This window comes from Ruegeria sp. CI5, assembly GCF_056536885.1.
Genome location: NZ_JBQFQN010000001.1, coordinates 208488 through 221969 on the forward strand (window position 1 = coordinate 208488; position 13482 = coordinate 221969).

The 13482-nt window shown below is 63.1% G+C and carries 14 protein-coding genes; 7 read left to right on the forward strand and 7 right to left on the reverse strand.

Annotation, left to right across the window (positions count from 1 at the left end):
* Nucleotides 1–72: 72 nt before the first annotated feature.
* From ACR0BA_RS01045 to glmM, 3 genes are read left to right on the forward strand one after another with little or no spacing between them, the layout of a single operon-like run.
* The gene (locus ACR0BA_RS01045; protein WP_170402279.1) at nucleotides 73–993 is read left to right on the forward strand and encodes a dihydroneopterin aldolase; all 921 of its coding nucleotides are present in this window, start codon (nucleotides 73–75) and stop codon (nucleotides 991–993) included.
* Nucleotides 990–1988 (forward strand): dihydropteroate synthase, encoded by a 999-nt coding sequence (folP, locus tag ACR0BA_RS01050; RefSeq protein WP_480726058.1) that lies wholly within the window; start codon nucleotides 990–992, stop codon nucleotides 1986–1988. The genes ACR0BA_RS01045 and folP overlap by 4 nt, the downstream gene beginning before the upstream one ends.
* Nucleotides 1989–2023: 35 nt before the next feature.
* On the forward strand, nucleotides 2024–3370 hold the full coding sequence (glmM, locus tag ACR0BA_RS01055) for a phosphoglucosamine mutase (protein ID WP_480726059.1): 1347 nt from the start codon (nucleotides 2024–2026) through the stop codon (nucleotides 3368–3370).
* On the opposite strand, the gene ACR0BA_RS01060 is transcribed toward glmM, so the two are convergent.
* Nucleotides 3364–4266 carry a DMT family transporter gene (locus ACR0BA_RS01060; RefSeq protein WP_480726061.1) on the reverse strand — a complete coding sequence of 301 codons (903 nt, stop codon included), beginning with the start codon at nucleotides 4264–4266 and terminating at the stop codon, nucleotides 3364–3366. The two genes, glmM and ACR0BA_RS01060, sit on opposite strands and share 7 nt — an antisense overlap.
* Nucleotides 4267–4338: 72 nt before the next feature.
* Nucleotides 4339–5361 (reverse strand): ketol-acid reductoisomerase, encoded by a 1023-nt coding sequence (gene ilvC / locus ACR0BA_RS01065; RefSeq protein WP_093962496.1) that lies wholly within the window; start codon nucleotides 5359–5361, stop codon nucleotides 4339–4341.
* Between the two features lie 131 nt (nucleotides 5362–5492).
* Here ilvC and ACR0BA_RS01070 point away from each other — a divergent pair, with 131 nt between their 5' ends.
* Together ACR0BA_RS01070 and ACR0BA_RS01075 are read left to right on the forward strand one after the other, a co-directional pair.
* Nucleotides 5493–5948, forward strand: coding sequence for an Lrp/AsnC family transcriptional regulator (locus ACR0BA_RS01070; protein WP_170338399.1), 456 nt, complete (start codon nucleotides 5493–5495; stop codon nucleotides 5946–5948).
* Nucleotides 5945–6403: an Lrp/AsnC family transcriptional regulator gene (locus tag ACR0BA_RS01075; protein ID WP_170338401.1), complete on the forward strand. Its 459-nt coding sequence runs from the start codon at nucleotides 5945–5947 to the stop codon at nucleotides 6401–6403. Before ACR0BA_RS01070 ends, ACR0BA_RS01075 begins: the two co-directional genes overlap by 4 nt.
* Nucleotides 6404–6406: 3 nt before the next feature.
* Here ACR0BA_RS01075 and ACR0BA_RS01080 read toward each other — a convergent pair whose 3' ends face one another.
* Nucleotides 6407–7108, reverse strand: coding sequence for a GntR family transcriptional regulator (locus ACR0BA_RS01080; protein WP_170363152.1), 702 nt, complete (start codon nucleotides 7106–7108; stop codon nucleotides 6407–6409).
* 231 nt (nucleotides 7109–7339) lie between these two features.
* Here ACR0BA_RS01080 and ACR0BA_RS01085 point away from each other — a divergent pair, with 231 nt between their 5' ends.
* Complete coding sequence (locus tag ACR0BA_RS01085; RefSeq protein ID WP_480726063.1) at nucleotides 7340–8467, forward strand: aminotransferase class V-fold PLP-dependent enzyme; 1128 nt, start codon at nucleotides 7340–7342, stop codon at nucleotides 8465–8467.
* Nucleotides 8468–8480: 13 nt separating this feature from the next.
* Here the strand turns inward: ACR0BA_RS01085 and ACR0BA_RS01090 are convergent, their stop codons facing one another.
* From ACR0BA_RS01090 to ACR0BA_RS01100, 3 genes are all read right to left on the reverse strand, one after another.
* On the reverse strand, nucleotides 8481–9677 hold the full coding sequence (locus ACR0BA_RS01090; RefSeq protein ID WP_480726065.1) for a UbiH/UbiF family hydroxylase: 1197 nt from the start codon (nucleotides 9675–9677) through the stop codon (nucleotides 8481–8483).
* A gap of 74 nt (nucleotides 9678–9751) precedes the next feature.
* Complete coding sequence (locus tag ACR0BA_RS01095) at nucleotides 9752–10000, reverse strand: hypothetical protein (protein WP_093962490.1); 249 nt, start codon at nucleotides 9998–10000, stop codon at nucleotides 9752–9754.
* A 123-nt stretch (nucleotides 10001–10123) separates the two neighbouring features.
* Nucleotides 10124–10768, reverse strand: a complete 645-nt coding sequence (locus ACR0BA_RS01100) for a pyrimidine 5'-nucleotidase (protein ID WP_480726067.1) — start codon at nucleotides 10766–10768, stop codon at nucleotides 10124–10126.
* A gap of 101 nt (nucleotides 10769–10869) precedes the next feature.
* Between ACR0BA_RS01100 and ACR0BA_RS01105 the strand changes: the two genes are divergently transcribed.
* Nucleotides 10870–11517, forward strand: a complete 648-nt coding sequence (locus ACR0BA_RS01105) for a GntR family transcriptional regulator (RefSeq protein WP_093962488.1) — start codon at nucleotides 10870–10872, stop codon at nucleotides 11515–11517.
* Here the strand turns inward: ACR0BA_RS01105 and ACR0BA_RS01110 are convergent.
* Nucleotides 11474–13393, reverse strand: a complete 1920-nt coding sequence (locus ACR0BA_RS01110; protein ID WP_480726069.1) for a glycosyltransferase family 2 protein — start codon at nucleotides 13391–13393, stop codon at nucleotides 11474–11476. The genes ACR0BA_RS01105 and ACR0BA_RS01110 overlap by 44 nt on opposite strands.
* Between the last annotated feature and the right edge of the window lie 89 nt (nucleotides 13394–13482).

A 13482-nucleotide genomic window follows, 5' to 3' on the forward strand; every position in this document is an offset into this window, starting at 1 on the left:
CTTGAATGCTATAGCCGCGCGGAACCACTAAATTGGGCAAACCTGTCCAAGCTGCCCGAAAAGGCCCGTGCCATGAGTACTGAAATCCGCCTTGCCTTTGCGCACCCGTCCGAACGGTCCGAGGCGACTGCGCCACGCGGGCCGCTGGATCGTATCTCGTTGCGCGACCACATTGTCGAGGTCGAGATCGGCGCTTTTCAGGCCGAGCGGGGCACAACCCAGCGCATCTGTTTCAACATCGTGGTCGAAGTGCGGCCGCTGACCGAAAACATCGACGATGATGTCGACCGCATCCTGTCCTACGACCGGGTGACCGAGGCCATCGCCTATGAACTGGCGGCCGAGCGCCTGAACTTGCTCGAGACGCTGGCGGATCGAATAGCTGAGCGGATCCTGCTTGAACCTCAGGCGGTAAGAGCTTTTGTCCGCATTGAAAAACTGGATCGCGGCCCGGGTGCTTTGGGTGTCGAGATCGTTCGTGGCAAGGATGCGGTCCATCACGATGTCATCGAGGAAGAGCGCCCACATCCCCGGCTGGTCTTTCTGTCGAACGCAGCGATTGAGTCCGAAAATTTGTCGGGCTGGATCGACCAACTGGAAAACCGACAGCGACCGCTGATTCTGTGCGTGGGCGCCTCAGATCTGCCGGTGCCTCAGACCGGCCACGCCATGACCCAGCGCCGGATCGACCTGCTGGCGATCGAGCAGAACGCCTGGGTGCTGGCCGCGCGTGATCATCGCTGTGTCGTCGTCTCGACCCGGACCGAACTGGACTGGGCCATGAAGAACGGCCAGATCTGTGTCTGGGCACCGTCCAAGATCGTGCTGGATGCGGTCGATGGGCCTTCGGCGGCACCGTCCGATGCGGTGGCGTTGGCGGCCTGGTTCGCCGCCACCTTTGAGGCCAGCGAAATGCTGGTCATTGGCGGGGAACTGCCCGAGTCGCCTAAAACGCCGCTTCGGGCGGTTCCGGTGGAGCAGGCGAAACTGTGACCAGTTACTATCGCCCATTGGTGCAACACGGGCCTGTGCGCCCGGACGGGGCCTTGCCGCTGGCGGGGCAGGACCTGTGGTTCACCCATGCCGAATGTCTGCAGCGTGACGCGGCACCCCGTATCGTTGCGGCTGCCGATATCCCTGAAACCTGGCTCGACCGGCTGATGCAACCGCGCACCGCGATTGCTGGGCTGGAGATGACGCAGCCGCAGATCATGGGCATCCTGAACGCCACGCCCGACAGTTTTTCCGACGGTGGCAAGCACAACACCCCCGACGCCGCGTGTGCAGCAGCCCGGGAAATGGTCGCGCACGGTGCGACCATTCTGGATATCGGCGGTGAATCCACGCGCCCCGGTGCGGATTTTGTGCCCGAGGACGAAGAGATCGCCCGCACCCAGCCCTTGATCCGCGCGATCCGGGCCGAGACACCGGCGCTGATCTCGATCGACACGCGCAAATCCGCCGTGGCCACGGCCGCGGTCGAGGCCGGGGCGGGGCTGATCAACGATGTTTCGGGCTTTACCTTCGATCCTGCACTTGGCGCTTTCTGCGCCGAGATCAACGCGCCGGTCTGCGTGATGCACATGCAGGGCGACCCGGCCACGATGCAGAACAACCCGACCTATGACGACGTTCTGCTGGACGTCTACGATTTCCTGTCCGGGCAGGTGGCCCGGCTGGAAGGTCTCGGGCTGGATCGGGGCCGGATCATCGTTGATCCGGGCATAGGCTTTGGCAAGACCGAGGACCACAACCTGACCCTGCTCCGCAATCTCAGCCTGTTTCACGGGTTGGGCTGCCCGATCCTGCTGGGCGTGTCACGCAAGGGCTTCATCGGCCGGATCGGTGCGGAACCGCGCAAGGATGCCCGCGCGCCGGGATCAATCGCCGTTGCGTTGGCTGGATTGTCGCAAGGTGTGCAGATCATCCGGGTGCATGACGTGGCCGAAACCGCTCAGGCCTTGCGCCTGTGGGCCGCTGTCCGGTAATCGGGTCGCAGGCAGGACTTTGTGGAGTAACAGGTATGCGCAAGCTGTTCGGAACCGACGGGGTGCGGGGCACCGCCAACACCTATCCGATGACGGCCGAGATGGCGTTGCGGATCGGCGCGGCGGTGGGGCGGTACTTCCGCCGGGATGGCTCGGGCGTTCACCGGGTGGTGATCGGCAAGGATACGCGCCTGTCGGGCTATATGCTAGAAAACGCGCTGACGGCGGGTCTGACGTCGACCGGCATGAACGTGCTGCTGCTGGGGCCGGTGCCGACCCCGGCGGTCGGGCTGATGACCCGGTCGATGCGGGCCGATCTGGGTGTGATGATCTCGGCCAGCCACAACCCGGCCGAAGACAATGGGATCAAGTTCTTTGGCCCCGATGGGTTCAAACTGTCCGACCAGGCCGAGCTGGAGATCGAACAACTGATCGAAGAGGGTGTCAAACCCGCGCAGGCGCGGAATATCGGGCGTGCCCGGCGCGTCGATGACGCCCGATTCCGCTATGGCGAGCGGGTCAAGTCATCTCTGCCGCGCGAGCTGCGTCTGGATGGCCTCAAGGTGGTGATCGACTGCGCCAACGGCGCCGCGCACCGCACCGCGCCCGAGGTCCTGTGGGAGCTGGGGGCCGAGGTGATCCCGGTGGGAACGGCACCCAACGGCAAGAACATCAACCTGGGCTGCGGCTCGACCCAGCCGCGCGTGGCGGCCGAGGCCGTCGTGGCGCATGGGGCGGATGTGGGCATCTGCCTCGACGGTGATGCCGACCGGGTCGTGATCGTGGATGAAACCGGACAGGTCGCCGATGGCGATCAACTCATGGCCCTTCTGGCTACCGCCTGGGCCACTTCCGAACGGCTGAAAGGCGGCGCGCTTGTTGCGACCGTCATGTCGAACCTGGGTCTGGAACGGTTTCTGGGCGCGCGCGGGCTGCGGCTGGAACGGACGGCGGTCGGTGACCGCTATGTGGTCGAGCGTATGCGGGAAGGCGGGTTCAACCTTGGCGGCGAGCAATCCGGCCACATCGTCATGAGCGACTATGCCACCACGGGTGATGGCCTGATGGCGGGGCTGCATTTCCTGGCCGAGATGGTGAATTCGGGGCGCAAAGCCTCGGATCTGGCGCAGCAGTTCGAGACGGTGCCGCAACTGTTGAAGAACGTGCGCTATGGCGAAGGGCAGGCCCCGCTGGAAGCGGAAACGGTCAAGGCCGCGATTGCTGATGCCGAGGCGCGGCTGAACGGGCAGGGGCGGTTGCTGATCCGCAAGTCGGGCACCGAGCCCTTGATCCGCGTGATGGCGGAATGCGAGGATGACGCCCTTTTGGCACAGGTGGTCGATGGGATCGTGGCCGAGGTCGAAGCCGCCGCGCGTCAGTAGCCCAACAGCAACTTGCGCAGGCTGAACCATTGGCTGATGGCCATGCCTGTCAGGATCAGCGCCAATGCTATGTAGAACCGCAGCGGCAGCGCCTCGGACAGGATCCATGCGCCGAAGATCATCGACCAGACCGGCACCTGATAGTTCACCAGCGTCATGAAGACCGACCCGGCGCTGCGAATGATCGACACCCGCAGCAGGGTGGCAAAGGCCGTGGGCACAAGGCCCAGTACGATCAGCGCAAGCGTGGGGCGCAGGCCTTGCGGTGCGGGCACGCCCTCGGTCGCCAGCATGATGGGCACCAGGATCACTGCGCCCACCACCAATGTCAGTGCGGCCAGTACCACCGGGTCGATCGGCGGGCAGCGCCGGGTCAGGATCGACGCCACCGAATAGCAGAACGCCGCCCCGATGCAGGCCAGCTGTGCCAGCGGCTCGGCCCCGCTGCCCAGTTGCGCCAGCCCTGGGCCGATAAGCACCAGCGCTCCGGTGAAGCCCAGCGATACCCCGACGAAACGACGTGGGTTCAGGGGTTCATCCGAGAAGAAATGCGCCAGCGGCAGCACCATCAACGGAATTGCGGCCATGGACAGCCCGGCAAAGGCCGAGGGTACATATTGCTGCCCCCAGCTGAGCAGCACGAAAGGCAGCGCGGTGGACAGGATGCCGATCAGGAATACCGACCACGCGAGACTGGGGGTCAGGCTGGGGATGCGCCGCCGGGTCAGACCCATCAAGGCCAGCAGCATCACCGCGCCCAGTGTCGTCCGCGCCGTGGCCACCGTGATCGGGCCATAGCCTTCCAACGCCATCGCGACGACCATGAAGGTGCCGCCCCAGATCAGGCCCAGGGCAATGACGCCGCTCCAGTCGCGTATGTTAGGTTGAGGCACCATCGCTGGCCGTTCATCCGTTCTGCATGAAAAGGGCGGCCACCGGGGCCGCCCTTGGGTCCAAGCCGTTCGGGCTTAGTTCTTTTCCTGATCGACCAGCTTGCCGGCCGAAATCCAGGGCATCATGCCCCGCAGCTTTTTGCCGACTTCTTCGATCTGGTGTTCGTCATTGGCCCGGCGCGAAGCCTTGATCGTGGGCTGACCGACCTGGTTTTCCAGCATGAAGTCGCGCACGAACTTGCCCTGCTGGATGTCGTTCAGAACCTCTTTCATCGCCTTCTTGGTCTGCTCATAGGGCAGGATGCGGGGGCCAGTGACGTATTGACCGTATTCCGCAGTGTTCGAGATCGAGTAGTCCATGTTGGCGATGCCGCCTTCATAGATCAGGTCCACGATCAGCTTCACCTCGTGCAGACACTCGAAATAGGCCATCTCGGGCGCATAACCGGCCTCAACCAGGGTTTCAAAGCCGCAGCGGATCAGTTCGACCAGACCACCGCACAGAACGGCCTGCTCACCGAACAGGTCGGTTTCGCATTCCTCGCGGAAGTTGGTCTCGATGATGCCCGAACGACCGCCGCCGATGGCCGAGCAGTAGGACAAGCCGATTTCCAGCGCCTTGCCGGTCGCGTCGGTGTGGACCGCCACCAGGCAGGGCACGCCGCCGCCTTTGACATATTCGCCGCGCACGGTGTGGCCGGGGCCTTTGGGGGCCATCATGATGACGTCCACGCCCTCTTTCGGCTCGATCAGGCCGAAATGCACGTTCAGGCCGTGGGCAAAGGCGATTGCCGCGCCGGGCTTGATGTTGTCATGCACATATTTCTTGTAGGTCTCGGCCTGAAGCTCGTCGGGCATGGTGAACATGATGACGTCGCACCAGGCTGCGGCCTCGGCAATGCCCATCACCTGCAGGCCTTCGGCTTCGGCTTTCTTGGCCGAGGGCGAGCCTTCGCGCAGGGCGACGACCAGGTTCTTGGCGCCTGAGTCGCGCAGGTTCAGCGCGTGGGCGTGGCCTTGGGAACCGTAGCCCAGAATGGCCACTTTCTTGTCCTTGATCAGGTTGATGTCGCAATCGCGATCGTAATAGACGCGCATTTTGCCGGTCCTTTCTGTTTCGATTGCTGCGTTTCTATCTGCGGTGATTGCTATTGGCGAGAGCGATGACATTGGATATTGACGACAGAAGCGAAGAATAATTCTCAGAAACCGAAAAAACTAAAAAAGTCATGCTTGACGACATCGACCGCCGTATCCTGCGCCATTTTCAGGTCGACCCGAGCCTGAGCACCGCCGAACTGGCCGAGCGGTGCCGGATCAGCAATGGCGTGTGCTGGCGGCGGATCGAGAAGATGCAGGCCGTCGGGATCATTCAGGGGCAGGAGGCCGTGATTGACTGGTCCGCTATGGGCTATGCGGTCGAGGTGTCGCTGCGGGTGACCCTGGACAAGACCCAGCCGCGCGCCTTCGACGAATTCACCGAAGCCGGCCGCAAGGTGCCCGAGGTGATCGAGATCCAGACCTTTCTGGGGAGGGTGGATGTCCGCCTGTCCGTCATCGCGCGGGACATGGCGCATTATCAGCAGGTCTATCGCGACCGTATCCTGACCCTGCCGCATATCGCCGATATCGAGGCCCTGATGCACATCGCGCGGGTCAAGCGGGACGAGGTGCTGCCGGTATGATCGAACTGGATGAACTGGACCGCAAACTGCTGCGCGCCTTGGCGCAGGACGCCACACAGAGCGCAGGTGCGCTGGGGCGGCGTTTCGGTCTGTCGCAGCCTGCCACCTGGCGCCGGATCCGGCGGCTGGAGCAGGCGGGCATCATCAAAGGGCGCAGGCTGCGCCTGAACGCCGAGGCACTGGGGTTCGGTGTCACCGTATTTCTGGGCGTCAAGCTGGCCCGCAAAGGGCAGGTCAGCCTCGAGGATTTCGAACGCGCCGTCAGCGCCATTCCCGAAGTCCAAACCGTGGAACACGTACTGGGCCTGTATGACTACCGACTGCGCGTGGTCGCGCGCGACCTGGCGGACTTTGAACGGGTCCTGCGTCGGCGCATCATGACCCTGCCGGGGGCCGGGGATGTCGAAGCAAATGTACTGCTGAGCGAAGAACGCCTGTCCGGGCCGATTGGGTAGCGGTCAGTAGCGGGTACGGATGCAATAGCCTGGATGGTGGGTCAGGCGGGCAAACGAAACCGGCTGTCCGTCTTTCCATGTCGTGCGCTCAAGCTGAATCATCGCGGCCCCGGTCGTCGTTCCCATATAATCTGCCAAGTGGCTGTCGGCGGAAATGGCGTAGAGTGCAAGCTCGGCGTCAATGAAGGGGTTCGCATTCAACAGCCATTCATGCGGCCCGACCTCTTCCAGATTGGCATCTTCAACCTCGGGGACGGCCGAAATGTTGATCCAGCGTTCTTCGTGCTGAAACGGGCGGTTGTCGGCATAGTGCATGCACACCAGATGCAGGATCTGCGATTGCGGCGGCAGACCCAGTTGCGAGCTGAGCCAGCCCGGGCTCTTGTCGATGCTGCGCTCGACCAGGGCATAGCGGTAGGTCTGGTTCTGGTCTTCGACGATCTGACGGGCCAGCGACAGTTCCAGCTTGGCCTGTTTGCTGGGTGATTTCTTGACCCGCGTTCCGCTCTTGCGCTTGCGCTCGACGAACCCTTGCTCGGCCAGTTCGCGCAGCGCACGGTTGACGGTTGCGCGCGCGCAGTTGAACTCTTCGGCAAGCTGGGTTTCGGTCGGCAGCAAGGAACCTTGGGGCCAGACCCGTGTCTCGATCCGCCGCTTCACTTCGTCCCGAACGAATTGAAAACTGATCCGCTTTTGAACGTTCACGGTCTAAAATATCCTTTCAAGCTCAAGATGTGTGTATCTGTTCAGAAACACGTCAAGGTGTAAAGGGAGAGGTGACACTAATTGGCGTCAATTCGGCCTATCAGGCTATTGAATCGGGTGTGCAGCCAGGCTTCTGACCGTTGACTTAAGGGAAGCGAATGAGGGTCAATGAGCACTTTACCAACAGATGCAAAGCCTTCAGAAAGTGAGCAACCCAGAAAAGGAGACAGCATGCCTGCATTGTTGAATACAGTCGATCCGGACGGGCTCGAAGAATTCTCGGTCGTGTTCACCGACCGCTCGCTCAACCACATGTCGCAGGCATTCCAGCAGGTGATGCGCGACATCTCAGGGATGCTGCGTGAGGTCTATGGCGCGGACGGCGTGGCCGTGGTGCCGGGCGGGGGAACTTACGCGATGGAGGCCGTGGCCCGACAGTTCGCCCGCGGCGCCAACGTGCTGGTGGTACGCAACGGCTGGTTTTCGTATCGTTGGAGCCAGATCATCGAAACCGGGGGGCTGACGGCCTCGGCCACCGTATTGAAGGCCCGTCAAACGGGGAATTCCAGCCCATCGCCCTTTGCGCCGGCGCCGATCGACGAGGTGGTCGAAACCATTCGCAGCCAGCGACCCAGCGTGGTGTTCGCGCCGCATGTGGAAACCTCGGCCGGGGTCATTCTGCCGGATGACTATGTATCGGCGATGGCTGCCGCCGCGCACGAGGTCGGCGCGTTGATGGTGCTCGACTGCATCGCCTCGGGCTGTGCCTGGATCGACATGAAGGCCACCGGCGTGGACGTTCTGATCTCGGCCCCGCAAAAGGGTTGGAGCGCCTCGCCCTGCGCCGGCCTGGTCATGCTGTCCGACCGCGCCGAAGCGCGGCTGGCCGAGACCACCTCGGACAGTTTCGCGCTGGACCTGAAGAAATGGCGCCAGATCATGCAGGCCTATGAGGGCGGCGGCCATGCCTATCACGCCACCATGCCCACCGATGCGCTGCGGGCGTTCCGCGACACGATGCTGGAGACCCGCGACTATGGGTTCGAAAAGTTGCGCGATGCGCAATGGCGGCTGGGGAACGCGGTGCGGGCGATGCTGCGCGACAAGGGGGTCGTTTCGGTCGCGGCCGAAGGCTTTGGCGCGCCGGGGGTGGTGGTCAGCTATACCGACGATCCCGAGGTGCAGAACGGCAGGAAATTCGCCGCGCTGGGCATGCAAATCGCCGCCGGGGTGCCGCTGCAATGTGACGAGCCCGAGGGGTTCAGCACCTTCCGCCTGGGCCTGTTCGGGTTGGACAAGCTGTATGATGTCGACGAAACGGTGGCCCGGCTGAAGCGGGTTCTGGATCAGGTGCTGTAGGCCGGTACGGGCCTCAGCGGACGCCCAGGCCCATCTGCATCAGCGTCTTGCGGACCATCGGCATCGAATAAAGCGCGTTCAGCCCCGCGGCGCGCGCATCGCGCAACGGCCGTGCCTCGACCATCGAAGCGCGGTTCAGCAGGTCGATCCCCTTGACGCGCAGTTCGATCTCGGCATGGCGGGCCTTGTGATAGGCGTCGAGCATCTGGGCATCTCCCAGACCCTCGGGCCGGGCCTGGGCCAGGTCCAGCAGGCTGCGAAGATCACCCAAGGACATATTCAGCCCCTGCGCGCCGATCGGGGGCACCACATGAGCGGCCTCGGCCATCAGGGCCACGCGCTGGGCCGACAGGCGCTCGGCCGATTGGCTTATGATCGGCCAGATCGTCCGGCGCGAGGCCAGTTTCAGCGGTCCGAACAGGCCGCAGGACCGCTCGGTCATCGCGGCCTCGAACTCGGCCTCGGGCAGGTTCAGCAGGTCGACCGCGCGCGGGCCGCGCTCCATCCACACGATCGCCGACGAGGGCTGGCCCTGCCAGTCGGGCAGGGGGACAAGCGTGAACGGCCCGCCGGACCGGTGGATCTCGGTCGAGACGTTTTCATGGGCGATCGGATGGGTCACCGCAAAGGCCAGTGCCTTTTGCCCGTAACGCGTGGTGTGGACCTTGATCCCCGCAGCCTCGCGCATGGGCGAGTTGCGGCCATCGGCGGCGATCACCAGCTTGGTGCGGATGCGCGTGCGGTCGGACAGGCCCACACGCGCCTCGGCGGTGCGGGTGAACAGGCTGACGGTGCCGTTGCCGGGGCGGAAATCGACATTCGGCAGTTCGTGCAGCCGGGCCACCATCTCGCGCCGCAGCAGCCAGTTGGGCAGGTTCCAGCCAAAGGGTTGATCCGAGATATCGGCGGCGTTGAAATCGCGCACCACGCGCGGCTCGGGGATATCGCCGCCAGCGTCCACGATGCGCATTATCTGCAGCGGCGCGGCATGGGGTTCCAGCCGGTCCCACAACCCGCAGTGCTGCAGTAGGCCGTGCGCCGGTTGCAGAAACGCAGTGGTGCGCAGGTCGGACCCGTCGGCGTCGCGGTCGGTGACGGGCGGGGTCGGGTCCACGCAGATCACGTCGAACCCTGCGGCGCCAAATACGGCCGCCGCGGTCAGCCCGGCGATGCCGCCGCCGGAAATCAGGATGTCACAACTGTCGGTCATCGCGTCACTCTCCGTTGCCTGCGGACCCTAGTGCGGTTCTAGGGCCTGCGCCAAGTGACATCCTGTCCCGTGGTCTAGCCGCGTGAAATCAGGACCAGAATCAGGAACATCACCGGCACCATCGCCAGGGCCGGCAGATACAGGCCCGGCAGGCCGAACAACAGGGCCGAACAGCCCCACATGCTGACCAGCGCCGCAACGGTATAGCCGAGATCCTCGGGCTTGCCATTGGCCGCATCGCGGGCCAGCCAGCCAAACAGGGGAATTGCAAAAAGCAGGCGCTGCCAAAAAGGCAGGCGGCCGGGCATCTCGATCGCGGTCATCGGGCGTCTCCAGTTCTGTTCGTCGCTGAGCCTGATTTAGGAACGACTTTGCAGCTGCAGAATGCGCGGATCGTCGCAGTTTCGGGCTGCGCGCAGGCGCATTTCGTCGCAGTTTCGGGTGATTCAGATCAGGCGCGCGAGAAAGGCGGTCAGGTCATCGGTGTGGTGGTGGATGTGATCCGCGTCATGCGGATCGGGGGCAACATGCACGGTACGCATGCCCATGTCATGCGGGGCCTTCAGGTTGCGAGGCTCGTCTTCGAACATCGCGGCGCGGTCGGGGTGGATGCCGTCGCGGGCAAAGACCGTTTCAAACGCGGCCTTGTCCGGTTTGGGCCGATATCCCGCATGTTCGACCCCATAGATCGCGTCGAACAGCCCATCCAACCCGCGCGAGGCCAGAACCCGCTCGGCATAGGGCGCGCTGCCGTTGGTGTAGACGATGCGCCGCCCCGGCAGAGCCCGGATATGCGCGGCCAGAGCAGGATCGGGTTCCATGTGGCTCAGGTCGACCTGATGAACCGCGTGCAGATAGGGCTCGGGGTCCAGATCATGTTCGGCCATTAGCCCGGCCAGCGTGGTGCCGTGTTCGCGCCAATAGTTCTGGCGTAGCCGGTCAGCCTCGGCCCGGTCAACGCGCAGGGCTTCGACCACGTATTCCGTCATCAGCACCTCGATCTGATCGAACAGGCGCATGTGAGGCGGATAAAGGGTATTGTCCAGATCGAACACCCATTGGGTGACATGTGAAAATGCAGGCTTGACCATAGGCTTGGGTTTAGGACGCGGCCACCAGGTTTTCAATGGCGCACTTGATTGCAGACCCATGGCCCGGATAGACAGGTTCGAACGAGGAGAGACCCGACCCAATGAACCAGTCCCGACAGCCCCAGACCGATGCCTACAGCCTGATCCTCGAAGCGATCGACGTGGGGGTGTACAAACCCGGCGACCGGCTGGTGGAAAGCGAACTGGCCGAGCGGTTCGGCGTGTCGCGCACCCCGATCCGCGAGGCGCTGCAGCGGCTCGAGACGCAGTCGCTGCTGGAACGTGACGGGCGGTCGCTCATCGTGGCCTCGCTGGACCACAACCAGATGGCCGAGCTGTATGTCGTGCGGCGTGAGTTGGAAGGGCTGGCGGCCCGACTGGCCGCGCGCCACGCCACGGATGAGGAAATCAAAGTCCTGCAGGATATGGTCGAAGCCGATGACGCGCTTGTGGATGATCCAGTGGCTCTTTCCCGGGCCAACCGGCGGTTCCACGAGCAGATCCACCTTGCGTCGCACAACCGCTACCTTGTTCAGCAATTGGACCTTGTCCATCGCACCATGGCTCTGATGGCAACGACTTCGTTGGCCGCGCAGGGCCGCGGTGAGATCGCTCAGAGTGAGCACAAGGGGATCGTCGAGGCAATCGCGGCTCATGACGAAGAAGCCGCCGACCGAGCTCTGAAGGAACATATCTCGGTCGCGTTCATGACCCGGCTGAAGCAGGATGCAATCCGGCGCGAGAAATAGCTTCCTTGTCTGGCTGCACTTCTTCGCTGGCCTGTCCGTGCTGGGTCTTGTCCCAGAAGAATGGTCTGACCGCCAGTTCCCACAGCGCCTTGTATGCTGCTGCCACGCCCAAGGGGTAGTAGAGTGCCATGGTCGGGACCCACGGCAGCAGGAAACGGCGACCGCCGGCCACCACGCCCAAGCCTCCAACTAGGATGTTCGCGGCCTCGGCGGTCAGGAACAGGTAGACACAGGCGTTCAAGATTTGCGGTGCCAATACAGCTTCAAATGGGTTCGTCAGCCCCATGAAGGTCAGCCAGAAGACCCACAGCACCGGGGCAAGCAGGAATTGTCCGACCGTCCCCAGGAAAAAGGCTTGGACACCCAGAAAGCGCCACATCCCCAGATCGCGCATCAATGCCAGGGGCGAGCGCATGTGGACAAGGTATGTGACCATGAACCCTTTGAGCCAGCGCGAGCGTTGCTTCACCCAAGGCCAGGCGCGGAAATTGGCCTCTTCATACGTGGCGGTTTTCACTATTTCGGTGCGATAGCCCGCGCGGCTGAGCCGAACCCCCAAATCCGCGTCCTCGGTCACGTTGTGAGCGTCCCAGCCTCCCAATTCCAACAGCTTGTCCCTGCGGAAGAAGAACGTCGTTCCACCCAGCGGCACCACAAGACCCAACCGTGCGATTCCGGGCAGGATCACGCGGAACCAACCGCTGTATTCGATGGTGAAGCAACGCGAGCGCCAGTTGGTGCGCGGGTTGTAGTAGTCCAGAACACCCTGCAGGCAGACCACATCATCGGGCGCGCGGGCGAATTGCTCCACCACGGTCTCGATTTGGTCTGGCAGAGGCGCATCCTCGGCGTCCCAGACGCCCAAAATCTCTCCTCGGCAGAAATCCAGCGCATAGTTCATCGCCCGTGGTTTGGTGGTCAGGTTGCCAAGATCGGGCACCTCCAGCGTTCGGATCCAGCTGGGCAGGGTGGTCTGCGCAAGCGCTGACCGGGTGACGTCATCATGTTCTTCCAAGACCAGGATCACGTCCAACAGCGCCTTTGGATAGGTCAGGCGTTTCAGCCGTTGGATCAGCGCACCGGCGATTTCCCGTTCCTTGTGCAGCGGCACCAGAATGGACACGCAGGGCAGGCGGTGTTGCGCAAGCAGACCGTCTGGTTTCTCGGCCTTTTTGGGGAAGAGATACGATATCAACCCGGCCAGCCGAAGAATCAGGAACAGGATCAGGGTTGAGACTGCTGCCCAGAACAGCAGGGATAGCCCGGCATTCGGTTGCAGACTCAGGCCCACAAGCGCAACCAGCGCCAAGAGGGTCGGCAGGAGACGTGAACTCGCAGTCCATGAGCGGCAGCTTTGCGATAGCGGCGCCCGTGTTTCCGCCGCCTCAGCCAAAGATTTTGCGTAGTGTCGGGCAATGGCTTGGTCGATGTCATCGGGTGCGGCCAGAACCGGCAGGACTGTCTGGGCGCAATCTGCCAACCCGGACCTTATTTCATCAAAGCGGTCTGGGTATGCCGTCGCGACCAAAAGCACGGGCCCGACTCGCAGCCACGGAATGGCGTTGTGCGTCAGCCAGAACTGCATCGGGCGCAGCGCGCAAAGGTCAGCGGGTGGCGGCGTGTTTTCCAGATCGGCGATCTGCAGCCCATGTTGTTGGCCCAGCGCCAACAACACATCGCCGCGCGAGGCCATATGCTCGCCAACCAGAATTTCGCCCAGAGGAGCGTTCTGCCGCTCCTGCAGTTTCAGGGCGTGATCCAGTTGAGCGGGGGTGATCACCCCCAAGTCGATCAGGCAAGTGCCCAAAGGTTTGCGCGGGCCAATGCCGGAAACCGGGGTCGCAGGCCCGTGACCCAGAAAATTCAATTCAACCATCATAGCACCCTGCCCGAAGTGTCGGGTCAGAGTTGCTCAATCAAGGTTAATTCCGGGTTAACGTTGACGCGGCCCGCAAACCTGCGGGA

Excerpts from the sequence above, each read along its gene's own strand:
- ACR0BA_RS01045 (WP_170402279.1), top strand. The coding sequence starts at position 73 with ATGAGTACTGAAATCCGCCTTGCCTTTGCGCACCCGTCCGAACGGTCC.
- glmM (WP_480726059.1), top strand. The coding sequence starts at position 2,024 with ATGCGCAAGCTGTTCGGAACCGACGGGGTGCGGGGCACCGCCAACACC.
- ACR0BA_RS01060 (WP_480726061.1), bottom strand. The coding sequence starts at position 4,266 with ATGGTGCCTCAACCTAACATACGCGACTGGAGCGGCGTCATTGCCCTG.
- ilvC (WP_093962496.1), bottom strand. The coding sequence starts at position 5,361 with ATGCGCGTCTATTACGATCGCGATTGCGACATCAACCTGATCAAGGAC.
- ACR0BA_RS01070 (WP_170338399.1), top strand. The coding sequence starts at position 5,493 with ATGCTTGACGACATCGACCGCCGTATCCTGCGCCATTTTCAGGTCGAC.
- ACR0BA_RS01075 (WP_170338401.1), top strand. The coding sequence starts at position 5,945 with ATGATCGAACTGGATGAACTGGACCGCAAACTGCTGCGCGCCTTGGCG.
- ACR0BA_RS01085 (WP_480726063.1), top strand. The coding sequence starts at position 7,340 with ATGCCTGCATTGTTGAATACAGTCGATCCGGACGGGCTCGAAGAATTC.
- ACR0BA_RS01090 (WP_480726065.1), bottom strand. The coding sequence starts at position 9,677 with ATGACCGACAGTTGTGACATCCTGATTTCCGGCGGCGGCATCGCCGGG.
- ACR0BA_RS01095 (WP_093962490.1), bottom strand. The coding sequence starts at position 10,000 with ATGACCGCGATCGAGATGCCCGGCCGCCTGCCTTTTTGGCAGCGCCTG.
- ACR0BA_RS01100 (WP_480726067.1), bottom strand. The coding sequence starts at position 10,768 with ATGGTCAAGCCTGCATTTTCACATGTCACCCAATGGGTGTTCGATCTG.
- ACR0BA_RS01105 (WP_093962488.1), top strand. The coding sequence starts at position 10,870 with ATGAACCAGTCCCGACAGCCCCAGACCGATGCCTACAGCCTGATCCTC.
- ACR0BA_RS01110 (WP_480726069.1), bottom strand. The coding sequence starts at position 13,393 with ATGGTTGAATTGAATTTTCTGGGTCACGGGCCTGCGACCCCGGTTTCC.